Origin of the sequence: Flavobacterium sp. (genome assembly GCF_013823965.1) — a bacterium.
GTDB lineage: Bacteria > Bacteroidota > Bacteroidia > Flavobacteriales > Flavobacteriaceae > Flavobacterium.
This window is the reverse complement of the sequence record NZ_PNNA01000035.1, coordinates 1-16743: the sequence shown is the minus strand read 5'-3', so window position 1 is coordinate 16743 and position 16743 is coordinate 1. Positions and strand designations below refer to the sequence as shown.

At 35.4% G+C, this 16743-nt stretch carries 13 protein-coding genes; 5 read left to right on the top strand and 8 right to left on the bottom strand.

Annotated features, from left to right (window positions below):
- Positions 1-32 precede the first annotated feature (32 nt).
- Positions 33-173, top strand: a complete 141-nt coding sequence (locus tag C0430_RS04125; protein WP_366559299.1) for a sulfatase/phosphatase domain-containing protein — start codon at positions 33-35, stop codon at positions 171-173.
- A gap of 195 nt (positions 174-368) precedes the next feature.
- Complete coding sequence (locus tag C0430_RS04120; protein WP_290865773.1) at positions 369-1043, top strand: copper homeostasis protein CutC; 675 nt, start codon at positions 369-371, stop codon at positions 1041-1043.
- A 116-nt stretch (positions 1044-1159) separates the two neighbouring features.
- Here C0430_RS04120 and C0430_RS04115 read toward each other — a convergent pair whose 3' ends face one another.
- From C0430_RS04115 to C0430_RS04090, 6 genes are all read right to left on the bottom strand, one after another.
- The gene (locus C0430_RS04115) at positions 1160-1489 is read right to left on the bottom strand and encodes a hypothetical protein (RefSeq protein ID WP_290865771.1); all 330 of its coding nucleotides are present in this window, start codon (positions 1487-1489) and stop codon (positions 1160-1162) included.
- A 37-nt stretch (positions 1490-1526) separates the two neighbouring features.
- Entirely contained in the window at positions 1527-3455 is a 1929-nt protein-coding gene (gene nagB, locus C0430_RS04110) for a glucosamine-6-phosphate deaminase (protein WP_290865769.1), read from the bottom strand.
- Between the two features lie 37 nt (positions 3456-3492).
- Entirely contained in the window at positions 3493-4875 is a 1383-nt protein-coding gene (locus C0430_RS04105) for a sugar MFS transporter (RefSeq protein ID WP_290865767.1), read from the bottom strand.
- A 126-nt stretch (positions 4876-5001) separates the two neighbouring features.
- The gene (locus tag C0430_RS04100) at positions 5002-5928 is read right to left on the bottom strand and encodes an SDR family NAD(P)-dependent oxidoreductase (protein WP_290865765.1); all 927 of its coding nucleotides are present in this window, start codon (positions 5926-5928) and stop codon (positions 5002-5004) included.
- A gap of 39 nt (positions 5929-5967) precedes the next feature.
- Positions 5968-6843 (bottom strand): sugar phosphate nucleotidyltransferase, encoded by an 876-nt coding sequence (locus C0430_RS04095; RefSeq protein ID WP_290865763.1) that lies wholly within the window; start codon positions 6841-6843, stop codon positions 5968-5970.
- 10 nt (positions 6844-6853) lie between these two features.
- Positions 6854-7945 carry a galactokinase family protein gene (locus tag C0430_RS04090; RefSeq protein WP_290865761.1) on the bottom strand — a complete coding sequence of 364 codons (1092 nt, stop codon included), beginning with the start codon at positions 7943-7945 and terminating at the stop codon, positions 6854-6856.
- Between the two features lie 331 nt (positions 7946-8276).
- On the opposite strand from C0430_RS04090, the gene C0430_RS04085 reads away from it, so the two are divergent.
- Positions 8277-9317 (top strand): substrate-binding domain-containing protein, encoded by a 1041-nt coding sequence (locus C0430_RS04085; RefSeq protein WP_290865759.1) that lies wholly within the window; start codon positions 8277-8279, stop codon positions 9315-9317.
- Between the two features lie 7 nt (positions 9318-9324).
- On the opposite strand, the gene C0430_RS04080 is transcribed toward C0430_RS04085, so the two are convergent.
- Complete coding sequence (locus C0430_RS04080) at positions 9325-9975, bottom strand: sugar-binding protein (RefSeq protein WP_290865757.1); 651 nt, start codon at positions 9973-9975, stop codon at positions 9325-9327.
- A gap of 151 nt (positions 9976-10126) precedes the next feature.
- A complete protein-coding gene (locus C0430_RS04075; RefSeq protein ID WP_290865755.1) occupies positions 10127-13120 on the bottom strand; it encodes an endo-alpha-N-acetylgalactosaminidase family protein in 2994 nt (997 codons plus the stop codon).
- A gap of 687 nt (positions 13121-13807) precedes the next feature.
- Here C0430_RS04075 and C0430_RS04070 point away from each other — a divergent pair.
- The gene (locus C0430_RS04070; RefSeq protein ID WP_290865753.1) at positions 13808-15106 is read left to right on the top strand and encodes a DUF3472 domain-containing protein; all 1299 of its coding nucleotides are present in this window, start codon (positions 13808-13810) and stop codon (positions 15104-15106) included.
- A 124-nt stretch (positions 15107-15230) separates the two neighbouring features.
- On the top strand, positions 15231-16610 hold the full coding sequence (locus C0430_RS04065; protein ID WP_290865752.1) for a Gfo/Idh/MocA family oxidoreductase: 1380 nt from the start codon (positions 15231-15233) through the stop codon (positions 16608-16610).
- Positions 16611-16743 lie beyond the last annotated feature (133 nt).

The following is a 16743-nucleotide window of genomic DNA, read 5'->3' as shown; positions in this document are numbered from 1 at the left end:
ACAATATAGTTTGAGAGAAAAACACACTTGTAATGTACATCTCGAACCAAGGATTTTATGTTGGAGAACACGGTTGGTTTGACAAAAGATTTATATATGAAGAATCTTTTAAAACACCACTGATCATTAGATATCCTCCCATGGCAAAACCAGGTATCCAAGAAAGGAACTGAAAAAGTAACCAAAATACTAAAAGAAAAATTGTCAAAGGCAATAACAAAGCATAAGGATAAAGAAGCCTAAAAAGTTTTTTACAGCCATTTTAATTTCTGTAAAACAGTGTGAATTTCCAAAATAAAGAAGGGTTTTTCGTAACATTTTTTACGCATTATGTCAACAGTATTTAATTCAGATTATTCCATAAATAAATGAAAAAAGAACTACTAGAAATAGCCTGTTTTAACTTTAAATCCGCGATTATAGCGCAACAAAACGGTGCTGATAGGGTCGAATTGTGTTTTGACATGAACTTAGGAGGAATATCTCCGAGTCTTGATATGGTAGAAACAGTGCGAGCAGCACTTTACATCGATTTGTATGTTATGGTTAGACCTCGCGGAGGAGATTTTGTGTATTCAGAGGAGGAATTTGAGCAAATGAAAAACGAAATCAAACAGTTCAAAAAACGAAATGTTGATGGTCTTGTTTTTGGGATTTTAAATAAAGACGGCAGTATTGATAAGGAACGAAATAAGGAATTGGTTGCATTGGCGCATCCGCTTCCGTGCACGTTTCATCGTGCTTTTGATGTGGTAAAAAACGTAAATCAATCGCTTGAATCCGTCATAGAATGTGGTTTTAAAACTATTTTGACTTCCGGACAGCAAAAAAATGTCGTGGAGGGAATTGCTGTTTTGGCAGAATTGGTCAATAAAGCAGACAATCGAATTGCCATTATGCCGGGCGGTGGTCTGCGCTCCACGAATATTAAATCATTAAAAGAAAAAACAGGAGCTGGTTTCTACCATTCTTCTGCAATAGTTGATTTTGGTGAAATTGCCAATACCAAAGAAGTGAATTTATTAAAATCTAATTTAGTGTAATCACAAAATAATTTTTTGTAGGAGTTGGTTATAAAAATGAAGCTGTCCAAAAATTACTTTTTTGGACAGCTTCATTAATTTAAAAAGGAAGTTTATTTCTTGACTTATAGTGCTAGCTATAGTCGCGACAACTTGAATTTGTTAATTGAAATCACTTTGTTCAGATGACAATAAATAGTTTCGATTTTGGCAGCCATTTGATTCGCTGTTTTCAGTGTTTTGCTCATGATTTTTATTTCAATTGAAAAATCCTTTTCGTTCTTTGAAAAAAGTATAACCGAAAACAATCCATTTGGATAATACACTTTCAAACCATCCAATTCTTCCATGAGATACAGGTCAAATTCCCCTTTTAACCAATTAATAAATTGATTGTATACTTCAATGTTTTGTATATTTTTATGTCTAGTTAAAGTATGAATTGCTGTTTCAATGGAAATACTCATTTTTAAATTAGATTTTAATCGTGATATTTATTTTTATCTAATATTCCCACCTTACAAATGCCTCCATTGCTGCATAATATGACAATCCCAATAAATCATATAATTGTGCAGTTTCTCTATTCCTGTCTTCTGCTCTTTGCCAAAATTCTCTTGAGTCAGTTCCTTGAAATACGACACCATCTTTTTGGGATTGGTGTTTGAAAATCCCGTGTCTTTTAGCCAACACTTGGTCTGGACTCATGGGAACTGCCATTTCAATCTCATCGATACCCCATTCCTGCCAAGCACCTCTGTACAACCAAACCCAGCAATCTTTCATGAAATCTTTAGTTTTCAACCGTTTTACAGCTTCAAAAATGGCATCTAAACATACTTTATGCGTTCCGTGTGGATCTGCCAAATCACCTGCAGCATATATTTGATGAGGCTGAATCTTTTCGATAAGATCCATCGTTAATTGAATGTCTATTTCTCCCAAAGGTTTTTTCTCGATAGCTCCTGTTTCATAGAATGGAAGCTCCATAAAGTGAATTTGTTCATCGGTCAAACCAACGAAATTGCTGGTGGATCGCGCTTCTCCTTTTCTAATCAATCCTTTCAAATAACGAACTTCAGGAATGTCTATTTCGCTTGTTTTTTTGTTTTTAAGAAATGTTAAAGCTTTCTCATAAATTTGTTCTGCTTCAACACTTTTGATTCCAAATTTCTCGTTGTAATCGATTACGAATCTAGCAAATCGTTGTGCTTCATCATCTGCGACAGCAATATTTCCCGAAGTTTGATAGGCAACATGTACTTCGTGTCCTTGTTGTTGCAATCGCATAAAAGTGCCCCCCATACTGATGATGTCATCATCGGGATGTGGACTAAAAATCAATACTTTTTTTCTTGCCGGCTCGGCTCTTTCAGGTCTATTGGAATCATCGGCGTTTGGTTTTCCTCCTGGCCATCCGGTAATTGTATGCTGTAGTTTGTTGAATATCTTTATGTTGATGTCGTAAGCAGGCCCTGAATCTGCTAACAAATCGCTCATGCCATTTTCTATATAATCAGCATCGGTAAGCATTAAAATGGGTTTCTTTATATCAAGTGCCAATCCTAAAACTGCTTTTCTGGTCAATTTATCTGTCCAAACAATTTTCTCAACCAACCAAGGTCTGTTGATTCTTGTCAGTTTTGAAGAAGCTTCTTTATCTAATACAAAAACAGCATTGTTGTGCTCTTGCAAAAATGAAGCAGGAATCTGATTGGTTACTTCGCCCTCTACAGACTTTTTGATAATATTCGATTTTCCTTCACCCCAAGCCATTAATATAACTTGTTTGGCCTCCATTATTTTTTTTACTCCCAGTGTGATGGCAGTTCTTGGGGTATTGCTCAATCCAGAAAAATCTCCGCTTGCCGCCACTCTGGTAATATGATCTAGTGCCACTAATCTTGTTTTGGAATTCTGCAAAGAACCCGATTCATTGAATCCAATATGACCGTTTCCTCCAATTCCAAGTATTTGCAAATCAATTCCACCTAAAGCTTCAATTCTGGCTTCATAATTAGCACAGTAATCCGCAATTTCTTCTTTGGTTAAAGTTCCATCAGGAATGTGATAATTCTCGGGTAAAATATCTACTTGATCCAGGAGTAATTCTTTCATAAATCGCACATAGCTATTTATGGAATCTGGTTCCATTGGATAATATTCATCTAAGTTGAAAGTTATTACATTTTTAAAACTTAATCCTTCTTCTTTGTGTAAACGAACTAGTTCAGCATACAATCCTTTGGGCGATGAACCTGTTGCCAAACCCAAAATACATGACTCGTTGTTTTCTTGTTTTGATTTGATAAGCGTTGCTATTTGTTGTGCAACTGCTTTTGACGCCTCGGTTGAATTTTCAAAAACTACTGTTCCAATATTTTCGAATCTTTTTTCGAAACCTGTCGCCTTGTCTATTTTACTTTTTAACATTGTCAGTTTTTTTATTTTTTTTCTAACTTATTCACTATTATTTTCTGGACCAGCTTCTGTATTTATGCCCTTTAAATGCATAAAATATAATCATCAAGTATGCGGGAAGCAACATTAAATAAGCAACTTGATTGCCGCTTTTTGCCGTCTTTGCAACACCATTTGCCTCATTTGCCAAATTGATTGACTCCACTAATGAACCATAAGCTAGTGGGAAAATAGCTCCTCCAATGATGCCCATAATCAATATCGCACTGGCTATTTTGGTATAGCCTCCTAAATCCTGTAATGCCATTGGCCAAATTGCCGGCCAACAAAGTGCATTGGCAAGTCCCATAAGAGCCACTAAAATAATTACTAATGGCAATGCTGGTATTCCAGGTAATTGAAACATGATGTTCGGAGAAATGGAAACGATTAGCAGTACCAAAATAAGACCTAAAATACCCGAAGCTTTTAATGCCTGAACCTGAGAAACATATTTTGGTATTAGTGTAATTCCTAAAATATATCCCACTACCATTGCTGTCATGGTGAATGAAGTTAATTTTAAATAAAAATTACCGTCTTCGCCATAAACCCCTAATTGTTTGCCGAAACTACCAATAGAATCTCCTGCCAAAACCTCGGCAGCCAAATAGAGCATTAGAGTAATTACGCCCAAGACTAATTGAGGATATTTAAAAGCATTTATAATTTGTTTAAAAATGTTTAGATGCGCAACATTTCCATCCTCGTCCAAATCAATTTCCGGCAGAGGAGATAATTTAACCAATACTGCCAATACTAGGATGATTAATCCCATATAAAGATATGGAATTTGCAATTGTAGCGCCAACGTGTCTAATGCCGCTGATTTGGCTATGCTGTCAAGAGCTGCAATTTTATCTGTAGTATAATCTTGCATATTCGACAGCACCAAAGCTGTTAATACTATTGGCGCAATAAATCCTGCCAATTTATTTGCAATTCCCAATACACTAATTCTTGCTGCTGCACTTTCTCTGGGACCAATAACGACTACATATGGATTTGCTGCCGTTTGTAAAATTGCCAACCCGGTACCCATAACAAATAAAGCCACCAGAAAGAAAAGAAAAGTTCGTGTTTCTGCGGCAGGGTAAAACAAAAATGCTCCAATGGCAATAACGACGAGTCCTAACGAAACCCCATTTTTATAACCTACTTTTTCTATTACCCAAGAGGAGGGAATCGCCATGACAAAATAAGCGATATAAAACGCAAAAGCCACAAAATAGGCTTGAGATTGAGACAATTCGCAGGCCAATTCAAAAAATGGAATTAATGGTCCATTCAACCAAGTTACAAACCCCAAAATAAAAAATAATGAGGTTAATATAACCATTGGCATTAAGGCGCTATTTTGATTATTGTTGATTGTATTTTTAATTTTTGACATTCGATTTCTTTGTTATGGTAATAGTTATAGTTTTTTTCTATTAAATTCTTGCAATACTTCTGTAATTCGCTCTGGTTTAATAACAAGAAAAACACTGTTAGAAGTATTGTTTGATATACTTTAAACCTATGTTTTTACTAATTCCTGATGGTAAAAATCAATAGTCTCTTCCAAGGCGCTCGCAATGGAATAATCAGGTTTGAAACCTAATGCATTAAATTTTGATGGATCCGCTTTTGAATGTTTAATATCTCCTGAACGTTCTTCTAAAAATTGTATTTTAGATTTTGAGTTCGTTATTTCAATTATTCTTTCTGCCAGTTCCAGAATTGATGTGCTATATCCTAAAGCAACGTTATACATTTCACTTCCTGTTTGAGAAGCCAATATATTAGCCTTTACCACATCTTTGACATAGATAAAATCTCTAGTTTGCAGACCATCACCATAAATGGTTATTGGTTTGTTTTGAAGTGCATTATTTATGAAAATTGGCACAGCAGCTGCATAAGCTGATTTTGGATTTTGTCTGGGTCCAAAAACGTTGAAATAACGTAACGAAGCAGTAGGAAGACCCCATTGATCCTGATACATTTTTAAATAAAATTCTCCATCCAGTTTTGTAACGGCATAGGGAGTCATAGGTTCAGGAGTCTTTGTTTCTATTTTTGGCAATATGGGATTGTCTCCATAATTTGCTGCAGAAGAAGAAAGCACCACTTTACAGCCGTGATTCTTCTTCGCAGCCTCCAAAATATTTATTGTTCCCAATGTATTGATGTCGATACATTCTTTAATATTTAAGAGGGATTCCGGCACACTTACCAAAGCTGCTAAATGGAATATTCCATTAGCTCCTTGCACGAGTTCTTCCACAAGATTTTTATCCCTAATGTCTCCTTTTTCAAACTGTACATTCAAGTCATCAAGATTTTTTTTAAATCCCGTTCTTAAACTATCCAAAACAATTACTTGATGTCCTTCAGCGGATAAATACTCTGCAATGTGACTTCCAATAAATCCTGCACCACCAGTTATTACATATTTCTTCATTTTTTTTCTTTATTATTACAAGACATCAAGGTCAGACTATTAGTCATTCCAATTTAATATGGGATACTGTTTTTTGAGATAGGCTTTTACTTCGACAATGTCTTCTTTTGCCGTTAAATCAGGTACGTGTTCAGAAAAAGGAATGCCCAATGTGGTATTAGGGTTTTCTTTTAAGGCATTCAAAAGCACCGTGGGCAATTCCTTCTCGTCTCTTTCAGGATGTACAGGACAGTTTTTTAGATGGGGATAGATAAGATTTCCTTTGAATTTAAAAGCATTCATACTCACTCTCAACTTTCCTTCGACATCTTTGTAGCTTTCTAAATTAGCTGCGTTTGGTTTTTCGAGAATATCCAATAATTGATTGTCTTGGTCGAGTTTAGCGATGGCAAATCGTGAAATTCGTTCCGATGGGAATTCCATTGCATCCCTATCGTAACTTATAAAAGCATTAGGACTATCGGTTTCTCTAAGCGCAAGCAGCGCGTCGACTGAATATAAGTTGTCGCTGTTACAAACGGAGTAATACTGGGAATTAAGTTCAGGATATTGCTCTACTGCTTGGAATAATGCATCTGCAGTACCAAATGGTTTTACTCTTCCTTCCGGTATGTATTGAGTGGCAAAAGATATCTTTAAACCATGAAAATTATTGTTGCTGTTTTCACTTCCGTAAAACTCCTTGAATAAAACTCCTTGCTCACCAATAATAATGTAGATGTTTTTATATCCAGCATTTTTGGCATTCAATAAAAGATAATCTAATAATGGTCTACCATTGGGGCCAACACCAATTAATGCCTTGCTTCTTTCATTTGCTTCTTCAATTTCTTTTTTGCTCAAATTAGCTACCGTAGCTTGTTTTTTCATTCTAGAAGAAGCGCCACCAGCTAATATAATTAGATTGTCGTGCATATTGTTTTTTTTAATTTTTAATATTTTCTAGTATTCTCACTCCGGGATCAACGGTAACAGTATAGGCTTCAACTGCACCTGCAGCCAATATTGCTTCCACTACCGGAGCTTCATTTCCGGGTTCGGCCATAACTACAATACTGCCGCCTCCGCCTGAACCAACTATTTTTGCACCATAGGCACCAGCTTTTAACGCAGCGTCAATCATGGAGTCAATTCGTGGCACCGTAATCTTCAATAAATCCCTCAATACGGCATGATGCGCATTCATTAATTCGCCAATCTTTTTTAAATCAAGCGTTGGTTTTTGAAATTCAATTAAAGCAAGTTTTGTATAATGATGGTTTTTAATGGCTCCTTCGAAAAAAGGAATCAATCGATCCGGTAAATAATTACAATATTTTTTTAAGTCCGTGATTTCAGTTTTGTTTAAATCAAAGTTTGGAATATTTTGTTTTAAAATATTGATGGCCAGCAAAGCATTTCCTTTCAAATCACCTATGATACCGATAGTCTCTTTTGGCACACCCGAAACTCCTGTTATCAGACCTTTTAATTCCGTACCGATAACAGTATAAGATAAAGGAGTTTTGGTGTCTATGTGCACAATGTTTCCAATTCCAATGCTGTAATGATCCATCATTCCGCCAGGCTCTCCATGTTCCACTACTTCAGATGCATATCCCATTTTTGCAATAAATTCCGGCGTCACTTCATCGTCAACACCGTACGCTTCTATCAAAAAATTAATCCAAGCCAATAATAAAGCTGAAGAACTTGATGTTCCAGAATTAATAGGAATATTTCCTGTTATAGTGATGTCATATCCAACATTTGGAATACAGCCATGTCTTTTCAATACTCTTAATGAAGATGCAAAATAATCTCGACGCTCTAATTCTGGAAATGTGGCGTGAATGTCTATGACCCTAACTTGGTTTATGTCATTCATTATTAATTTAAAAACTTGCATGTCATTTTGCACAGCGGTTAATTTTATATTTCTATTAATTGCACAAGCTATTACAGGCAAGCCTAAATAATCTTGATGGTCTCCAAATAGACAAGTACGTCCTGATGCTAATGATATGATTTCTTTCATTTTTTGTAATATTAAAACGCTGAAAATGTTGCTATTAAATTATTTTTTAATTTTTAATGAGTTATTTTTTTTAGTTTTAACATTGCGAAGTTATCGATAAAATTATAATTAGCCAAGGAAAAACAAAAAATTGTGCTCGAACACACAATTTTTGTGTTGTCGAGCACAATTTCTAATATAAGATTTGTAGTTTTATGAAAATTAATTTTTAGTGGAATGTGGGAATTCAAATGCGGCATTCAACAACACATTTTTTTATCCATTAATTCACATTTCGTTTGTAATCTTGCAAATAAAAAAATAAACCAAAGTTTTTATATATTTGCCTATTATGGATAAAAAACATACAATTAAAGATATTGCTAAATTAGCCGGAGTTTCTAAGGGAACCGTAGACAGAGTCTTGCATAAAAGAGGAAAAGTGTCTCCAGCGGCTTTTGAAAAAGTAAACGAGGTTTTAAAAGTAATAGACTACGAACCTAATCTTATTGCCAGAAATTTAAAGAACAATAAAATCTACCGAATCAGTATACTGCTTCCGGATCCAAATATTGATCCTTATTGGCTTGCCTGTATCAGCGGGATTGAGGATGCCATAAAAGAATTTAAGGCTTATAATTTAAGCATTGGAATTTTTTATTTTAACCCAGAAAAAAAGAAGTCCTTTTTGAAAGCAAGCGAAACAGTTATGGAATTAGCTCCTGACGCAGTTTTGTTGGCGCCCTTATTCCATAAAGAAACACTGGAGGCCATCCAAAAATTCGATTCCAAGAATATTATAGTCAACACATACAATAACCAGGTCGAATCCAGTTTAGTAAAAAGCTTTGTAGGCCAGGATTTATTCAGAAGCGGGCGAGTGGCAGCAAAACTGTTGGATTCGATTGCAGAAGCAGGTCAAATTGCAATTATTCACATTGATGAAAGCTACAAGAATGCAGTTCACATGCAGGAAAAGGAAAGAGGTTTTAGAACTTATTTTGAAGAAAAAGAAAACTCATCCCACAATATCACCACGTTAAAATTAAAGAATCCAAATGTTGAACTTAATTTCAATACTTTTTTGGATGAAAACACAAATTTATCAGGAATCTTTGTCACCACTTCAAAAGCGTATCAGGTAGCAAAAATAATCAGCGAGGCCAAAGAAAAAAAAATCAGCGTTGTCGGATATGATTTGATTGACGATAATGTTACGTATCTTCAGGACGGAATAATCGATTTTATTATCCATCAAAATCAGAAAAGACAAGCCTATCTTGGGGTAACTTCTTTAGTGGAATATTTTCTTTTTCAAAAGGAAATTCCAGAAAAAATTCTTTTGCCTATCGATATTGCCAATTCGGAAAATGCAGTCTATTACATTGAATAGGATTCCTTTATTCTTGTAAAACAAAGTTCCCGAAGGAAGAAGCGACGTGAAAATTGGGTGTTTCGGTATTTGGGTTTACCCACGTTATCCAAGTTGGCTCAAACCCAAAATAATCTTTCTGGTTGTACTTTGCCCTAAAAACACCCGTTTCAATTTTATTGTTTTTAATTAAATTCAACCGTTTTAAAGATGCGATGCTAATGGCGCCTTCTACCGTAAAAGAATCCACATTCACGGATGATTTGACATCTATGGCGTCCTTTGGCCAATTCCAATTGAAGTCAAATTTTTTGCCGGGATAGGCTATAAAATCCATTATTCGAGCCGCTGTATCTATTTCTAAACAATAATATGGATTCAGTGAATCATCAGGTCTGAAAAAGAGTTCGACTCTATCGGAATTTCCAATGCTCCCAACACTTGTGTCTGTTTTTTCAAGATGAATTGCAGTATCTAAAACCGTGAAGTTAAAAAAGAAATTTTCTCGATCCCAAAGTGCTTTAAATATAATTTCGGATTGTTTTTCTTCATTCCAAGGAGAACAAAAATCGGTCAAAACTTTGGCAGTATGCCATAAAGAATCATCTCCTTTTCCGGAGATCAACAGTTGTTTTTTTTCGATTAATTTCACTTCGTATTCTTTTGGCTCTAGATTCATTTTGTTCCGTATTTGCTTTTTATTTGAACGTTTATTTAGGGCTGTCATACAGGACCAGATTAAAAATCCTGACAATAGAAAATAATGCTTTTTGGTTTCTTTTCAATGATTTTAATCAAAAAAGCAGCTATTTCTATTTTTATGTTCCTTATTAATTCTCCGTTATTACCAAATCATCCAAAACAAAATCGGATGTTTTCCCATTAAGCTTTTCGATTCCAAACCAAGAATTACCATTTTCGGAACCCAAGAAAGTGAAAGTTGCTGTTGTAGTAGTAGTTGCGGTATTTAGGGCAATTGATATTTTTGTGGTGGTGCCGTCACCTACTATTAGCGCATAATCCGCTGCTGAAGTTTGGTAGCTAAAGGTTACAGTATATGTTTTTCCGGCTTTAAATCGAATAGTTTGAGGGATGGTTTGCAATAAAAGACCTTGCTCTTCGCTATGTGCTTTTAGTGACCAATTCCCGTTTATTACATCATCAATAGGTTTTCCGTTCCAGCCTTTTTGTGTATATGGAGCATGCAGTTCAGACAAATGCGTTCTTGGGTCGTTAACTCCTCCAGCAACTCCTTTGATAAAAGGATACAAACCATCAGGTATATTTTCGAAATTTTCCTTGAAAAAGATATTTCCTGGTTTTGATTCCTGTTTCATCGCCACCACGCGGATATCATCAAATACAATTGTTTCAGTACCTGCATCAGCGTGTAAAAATAGTTTTGCGGAAGTTTGACCTTCTGGTATTTTGAAGTAAATATACATACGTTGAAGATTGGTGTCGTGTTTTGAATCGGCTGAGATGTAATTTTTCCATAATGAACTGTTGGTGTAATTGCTTACTTCTTGTCCGCCATACTCTTTTACTCCCAAATAAGCTCTTCGGTTGTCCTTAGTGGCCACATACACAGATGCGTAATAAGTTCCTGCCGTTAATCCGGAAAGTGTTTGGCTTATTGTTACTGATGCAGTACCGTTTATTTCCAATTCATATTGTCCAATTTTATTTCTCGTTACAGATGCTCCAGAACCTTCAACAGTCCAGTTTTTTAAATTTCCGCTATTAAATCCTGGATCTTTTATAAAAGTTCCTTCTCCCCAAGTAACGGCAGAATTAGGAATGCTTTTGGTTTTGGAAACAACATAGGGTATGTTTGGTTCAGCACTAAGGATAACTTGACCATTTTTGATTTCTACTAGTTTTACAAATTCCCTTCCTTGATCTGTTAGTTTATAAAAAGCAACCGTTTTTAGATTTTTCCAGCTTTGGGGCAAATCCCAAGTAGTTGTTCCTCCCGCTGCATTCCAGTGATATAGCTTTTCTTCGGCATGGGGACTCCAAGGCAAAAGATAGGTATCGCCGTTTAATACGATTCGCCCCTCTTTGGTTATAATTCTTTTGTCTGAAACTATTTTTACGGCTACATTTTCCTCTGAGGAAATAGCATTTTCCTCCCAAGTTAGAATAGGAAAATGTTGTAGGTATTTTGTTGGAAGATCAGTGCCAAAAGTCATTGAGATACAATCATCGAAATTATTTCTTCCTTGCCAACCTTCAAAATCTTTCATTTCGGTTCCGCCAAGTAAAGGATGTCTTGCAATCCAAGTGTCTTTTTGATGATTGCGAATGAATCGAACAATTTGGCTGTTAAATCCTTTGATGTCTTTTCCACCATAATCATAATCAACTGCCCAATGGTTCCAAATGGCATCGTATTCATGGTCGTTCGGGAATTCAGTAGTCAGGGTTAAGCCTAATGAATGGATTTCGCGGCCTAGTTTTTTACTGTCCCAGCTCCCTTTGGCATACCAAACATCACAATAAATAAAACCAAGTGAAGGTACCTGATCCTTTAGTGATTTAAGTCTCATTATCCTGTTGTTGGTACTGGCATCATAACGCTTGTTGATGTAGTAGGAGGGATCAAGCCAATCCCAGCCTTTTTTTGTTTTGTCAACCAATGAATCGTCAAAGGCTGTGGCTTCAGGATAGGATTCTGTTCCATTGATGTGTACGCCCATAAACGCATTGTATTTAAGTGCTTGTTTGCAAAGTATTTCCATATCTTTGGCACCACCTTGCCTTTTTCCAATGTCTCCATAATCGGGGTGTTTGGAATCATGTCCTTCGGATCCGTATCCTTTTAGGATAACATATTGGCCCAAGCCATCTGTATTTAGAAATATCCTTTTGGTTTCGTCCAATGTTTTTGTAAAAGGATTGGTGGCTTGACTGGCAAAGTTCATCGGTATGCGTTGTACCACCAAATTAGGTATTTTTTCGCTGCCAATAGGATTGTTCATAATCTTTCTATAGGCTATGGCGCCATCTTGCCAATCTATTTTTTTGTCGTTGTTGGCGTCATCGGTGATGACAATCTTTGCAACAGGAAGGGGATCGGTGGATTTCATTTCTTTGGCACGATAAATCCAAGAGCCACTCCAAATTCCGGTTCTGGAATAGTTCTCTTTTTTAACGGTTTGTTTCAAAACGCGATCCTCATCCGATTTTTCTCCAGTCGAGTTGCTCCATATACTTGCAGCCAGTTGATCGTTATTCACGATGCCATAAAGATAGCCTTTCGGAATGCTGTCTTTGGCGATGGTAGTTGTTAGCGGCACAAATACATCGCCAGTTCCCTTAATGGCTGTATACATTTTTGCCCCGGCGAAAGAGGCTCCTTTTTGAGTGCTTCTTACCGAAAGTAAACTGTGGTTGGGTATCTCGAAAGTACTTATTTTGAAATTTCCCTTTTCTGCGATTTGGGTCACGTTAAATTCGACAATATTGGCAACTACTTTTATTTGAATTTTTACTGTTGCGCTGATTTCTGGGAAGTTTAATATATAGTTTGCCTCATTTTTTAATAATGAAAAAGAAGTTTTTGGGGTATAAAGTTTATCGTTAATCATGACCTGTGATAATTGGTCTTCTTGTCCATAAAAAATAGCGCCGTTTGCAATCCAGTTGTATTGGGTTATTCTTGGAAACGTTGAGTCCAGGGATATTCTCAGCGTTTTTGATTCTATAGTCTGAATGCCTTCTTTATCAATAGAAAAACGGTTGTTTTTTGCCTCACAATCTTGAATAAGTAGAAAATGAAAAACGAGCAAGAAAAGCGAACTAAGGCAGAATGATTTCATTTTGTTATTGTTGAGGTGTTAATTTTTATTTATGTTTTTATTTATTAATGTATTGTAATAGTGTGGTTTATGTTGTTTTTGGCTTGTGAAATAAATTATTTTTTCTAGTTTCAAGAATGCGAAACTAGAGTATTAGTTTTAATAAAACAAGCAAATATTAATTAATTGTGTTCGAGCACGCTCTTTTTGTGTTCTAGACATATAAGGAGAAAAAAGTAAATAAAATCCATAAAAAAAAACTACAATCTAATAAAGGATTGTTTGAAATACCAAAACATTTTCTTAATATAATTACAAATTAGTTTGAAGGCATACATTGATTAAGCAATCAAAAATTACAGTTCAAGTTATGCGACATTTTTTGTAATTTTTTACCAAATATCAATGTTTTTGTTCAAAAATAAACAGACTAGGTATTTTTTAAACACAATGACGTTAAATTATGTGTTCGAGCACATTTTTTCTTGTTTTTTCTTGTTTTATTAAAAGTAAATATTTAGTTTCGTTTTTTTATAAAATTTTCGATTGTTTTTAAACAGCATTTGGACTAAAAAAAAGTTTTAAACTGACTTTGTTTTAGAAGATAAAATAAACAGATTGGTTTTAGAAACCGTCAAACGGAATGGAGTCTAATCATTAAAGGAAACCAACGTAAATAGAAATCCTAACTTGTATTATTTCAATAGCATGAAATTTTTAAAAAAAATGCTTCCTTTTTTTACGCAGGTTTTTCTTGGCTTCAATGTGTTTGGACAAAACTTGTCTACTGAGTTTTCTTTACCTTTAGCAGGGAATGCTTATAGCTCATTTCATCTGGATGGTGACCAAACCATTACAAATGAAGGAATATCCAATTGGACCAATCCTGAGGAATATTTTACAGTTTACTTTAGGATTTCGAAACCAGGAGTGGTAAGAATTTCATTAGATGAACCTCTTTCAATAGATGGAAAATCAGTTTTAGAATTTGGCATTAAGAATAAATCCAAAAAAATTAAATTTGATGAATCAAAAAAACATCCAAATTTAATTGGAGAATGGAAAATTAACGATATTGGTTATGTTGCTTTAACTATTAAGGGAATTAGCAAAACAAAAAACAATTTTCCTTCTATTTCGAATTTAACTATTGATGGATCGGCAATTCAATTAAAAACAGCATTTGTACCGAACAATGAAGGGAATTTTTTTTATTGGGGTAGGCGAGGTCCTTCGGTGCATTTGAATTATCAGGTGCCGGAAAAAATAAATGCAGAATGGTATTATAATGAGATTACGGTGCCAGTGGGTCAAGATATTATCGGTTCTTATTATATGGCAAACGGTTTTGGAGAAGGGTATTTCGGTATACAAGTAAATTCTGAAAAAGAGCGTAGAGTATTATTTTCAGTTTGGAGTCCTTTTGAAACTGATGATCCGAAAAGCATTCCGGAATCCTATAAAATCAAAATGCTTAAAAAAGGTACGGACGTCAAAACAGGAGAATTTGGAAATGAAGGTTCCGGAGGTCAAAGTTATTTGAGATACAATTGGAAAGCAGGGAACACGTATAAATTTTTACTTCGCGGAGCTCCTCAAAACGATAATACAACAACTTACACCGCTTACTTTTTTGCCCCAGAATTAGGAAAATGGTTGCTAATGGCCAGTTTTAATCGTCCGCAAACCAATACTTATTTAAAAAGATTTCATTCTTTCTTGGAGAATTTTATTCCGGAGCAAGGAGACACATCCCGCAAGGTACTTTTCAATAATCAATGGTATTGTGATGACAAAGGAAATTGGTTCGAAATAGATTCAGCAAGATTTACAATTGACAACACGGGGAACAAAGGATATAGAATGGACTATTCAGGTGGCATGGACAAAGATTTTTTTTATTTAAAAAACGGTGGTTTTTTTAATGATTACACCAAGACCCAAAGTGTTTTTACAAGACCGTTAGGTCAGCATAAACCGGACATCGATTTTAATAAATTGCCATAGAAAGGATTTATATGAGCCACTAACTTTTCTAGTTAAAAGTTTACGTCTTCATGCAAAGAAAATAATATAAAGATAGCTAGAGAGACTATCAAACATTTTTTTAACTCAATTATTTAATTCAATTATGAAAACTAGTATTTTTAAATTACTTGTACTTTCCTGTCTTTTTCTGGGATGGGCTAATTCATCCGCACAAATGATCAAAACTAAAGCTCCAAAACGAGCTAAACGACAAACGGATGTTTTGCGTTTGGCAACTGCTCCATTGCCAACGGTTCGTGTTGCTTTTATTGGGTTGGGAATGCGTGGTCCTGGTGCTGTTGAGCGTATGACACATATTCCAGGGGTCGAAATTGTTGCTCTTTGCGATATGATGGAAGACAGAACTAAATCAGCAAATGAAATACTTGTGAAAGCAGGATTTCCTAAAGCCAAAGAATTTTTTGGTGACGAAAATGCTTGGCGAAAAGTTACTGCGCTTCCTAACGTAGATTTAATTTATGTGGCAACAGACTGGAAACACCATGCTCAAATTGGCGTGCAAGCTATGAAAGACGGTAAACACGTGGCAATTGAAGTACCGGGTGCCATGACAATGGATGAGATTTGGGATTTAATCAACACTTCCGAGAAAACGCGTAAACACTGTATGCAATTGGAGAATTGTGTGTATGATTTCTTTGAACTTACTACATTGAATATGGCGCAACAAGGATTGTTTGGAGAAATTCTTCATGCTGAAGGGGCATATATTCATAATCTTGAACCATATTGGGCAGATTATTGGAATAACTGGCGCCTAGATTATAACGCCAAACATCGTGGTGATATTTACGCAACCCATGGTATGGGGCCTGCTTGTCAAGCATTGAATATTCACCGTGGTGACAAGATGAATTATTTGGTTTCCATGGATACTAAAGTAGTTGGTATTCCTGCTTTCATTAAAGAGAAAACAGGAAAAGATATGAAAGACTTTAAAAACGGGGATCACACCATGACCATGATTCGTACCGAAAATGGTAAAACAATTCAAATTCAACATGATGTAGCAAATCCACGTCCGTACAGTCGCATGTATCAACTTACAGGAACAAAAGGATTTGCAAATAAATATCCTATAGAAGGATATGCACTGGATTCAAAAGATATTGGGGCGGATATTGCTCCAAATCATGAAAACTTAACGGCACATAGTTATGTTCCTGCAGATGTTAAAAAGGCTTTGATGGAAAAATACAAACACCCAATGGTAGCTGGAATTGAAGAAAAAGCCAAGAAAGTTGGTGGTCATGGCGGTATGGATTTTGTAATGGATTACCGTTTGATTCATTGTCTTCAAAACGGACTTCCTCTTGATATGGACGTATATGATTTGGCTGAATGGTCTTGTCTTGCACCATTGACAGAAAAATCCCTAGAAAATAATTCTGCACCAGTTGAAATACCAGATTTCACTCGTGGAGGCTGGAACAAACTTAAAGGATTAGAATTTTCTAAATAAAATTTGTAACGCAATTTTGCAAAAAAGAGGGTGATATTTTATGTATTACTCTCTTTTGTGTTTTTGGGAAACATTTTTATAATCGTCATCAAAAGCTATTATTGTCATAATTCCACATAAGTTTTTATTAAAG

Coding starts and splice junctions, on each gene's coding strand:
- C0430_RS04105 (WP_290865767.1), bottom strand. CDS start 4,875: ATGTCAAAAATTAAAAATACAATCAACAATAATCAAAATAGCGCCTTA.
- C0430_RS04100 (WP_290865765.1), bottom strand. CDS start 5,928: ATGAAGAAATATGTAATAACTGGTGGTGCAGGATTTATTGGAAGTCAC.
- C0430_RS04125 (WP_366559299.1), top strand. CDS start 33: ATGTACATCTCGAACCAAGGATTTTATGTTGGAGAACACGGTTGGTTT.
- nagB (WP_290865769.1), bottom strand. CDS start 3,455: ATGTTAAAAAGTAAAATAGACAAGGCGACAGGTTTCGAAAAAAGATTC.
- C0430_RS04065 (WP_290865752.1), top strand. CDS start 15,231: ATGAAAACTAGTATTTTTAAATTACTTGTACTTTCCTGTCTTTTTCTG.
- C0430_RS04090 (WP_290865761.1), bottom strand. CDS start 7,945: ATGAAAGAAATCATATCATTAGCATCAGGACGTACTTGTCTATTTGGA.
- C0430_RS04080 (WP_290865757.1), bottom strand. CDS start 9,975: ATGAATCTAGAGCCAAAAGAATACGAAGTGAAATTAATCGAAAAAAAA.
- C0430_RS04115 (WP_290865771.1), bottom strand. CDS start 1,489: ATGAGTATTTCCATTGAAACAGCAATTCATACTTTAACTAGACATAAA.
- C0430_RS04070 (WP_290865753.1), top strand. CDS start 13,808: ATGAAATTTTTAAAAAAAATGCTTCCTTTTTTTACGCAGGTTTTTCTT.
- C0430_RS04085 (WP_290865759.1), top strand. CDS start 8,277: ATGGATAAAAAACATACAATTAAAGATATTGCTAAATTAGCCGGAGTT.
- C0430_RS04075 (WP_290865755.1), bottom strand. CDS start 13,120: ATGAAATCATTCTGCCTTAGTTCGCTTTTCTTGCTCGTTTTTCATTTT.
- C0430_RS04120 (WP_290865773.1), top strand. CDS start 369: ATGAAAAAAGAACTACTAGAAATAGCCTGTTTTAACTTTAAATCCGCG.
- C0430_RS04095 (WP_290865763.1), bottom strand. CDS start 6,843: ATGCACGACAATCTAATTATATTAGCTGGTGGCGCTTCTTCTAGAATG.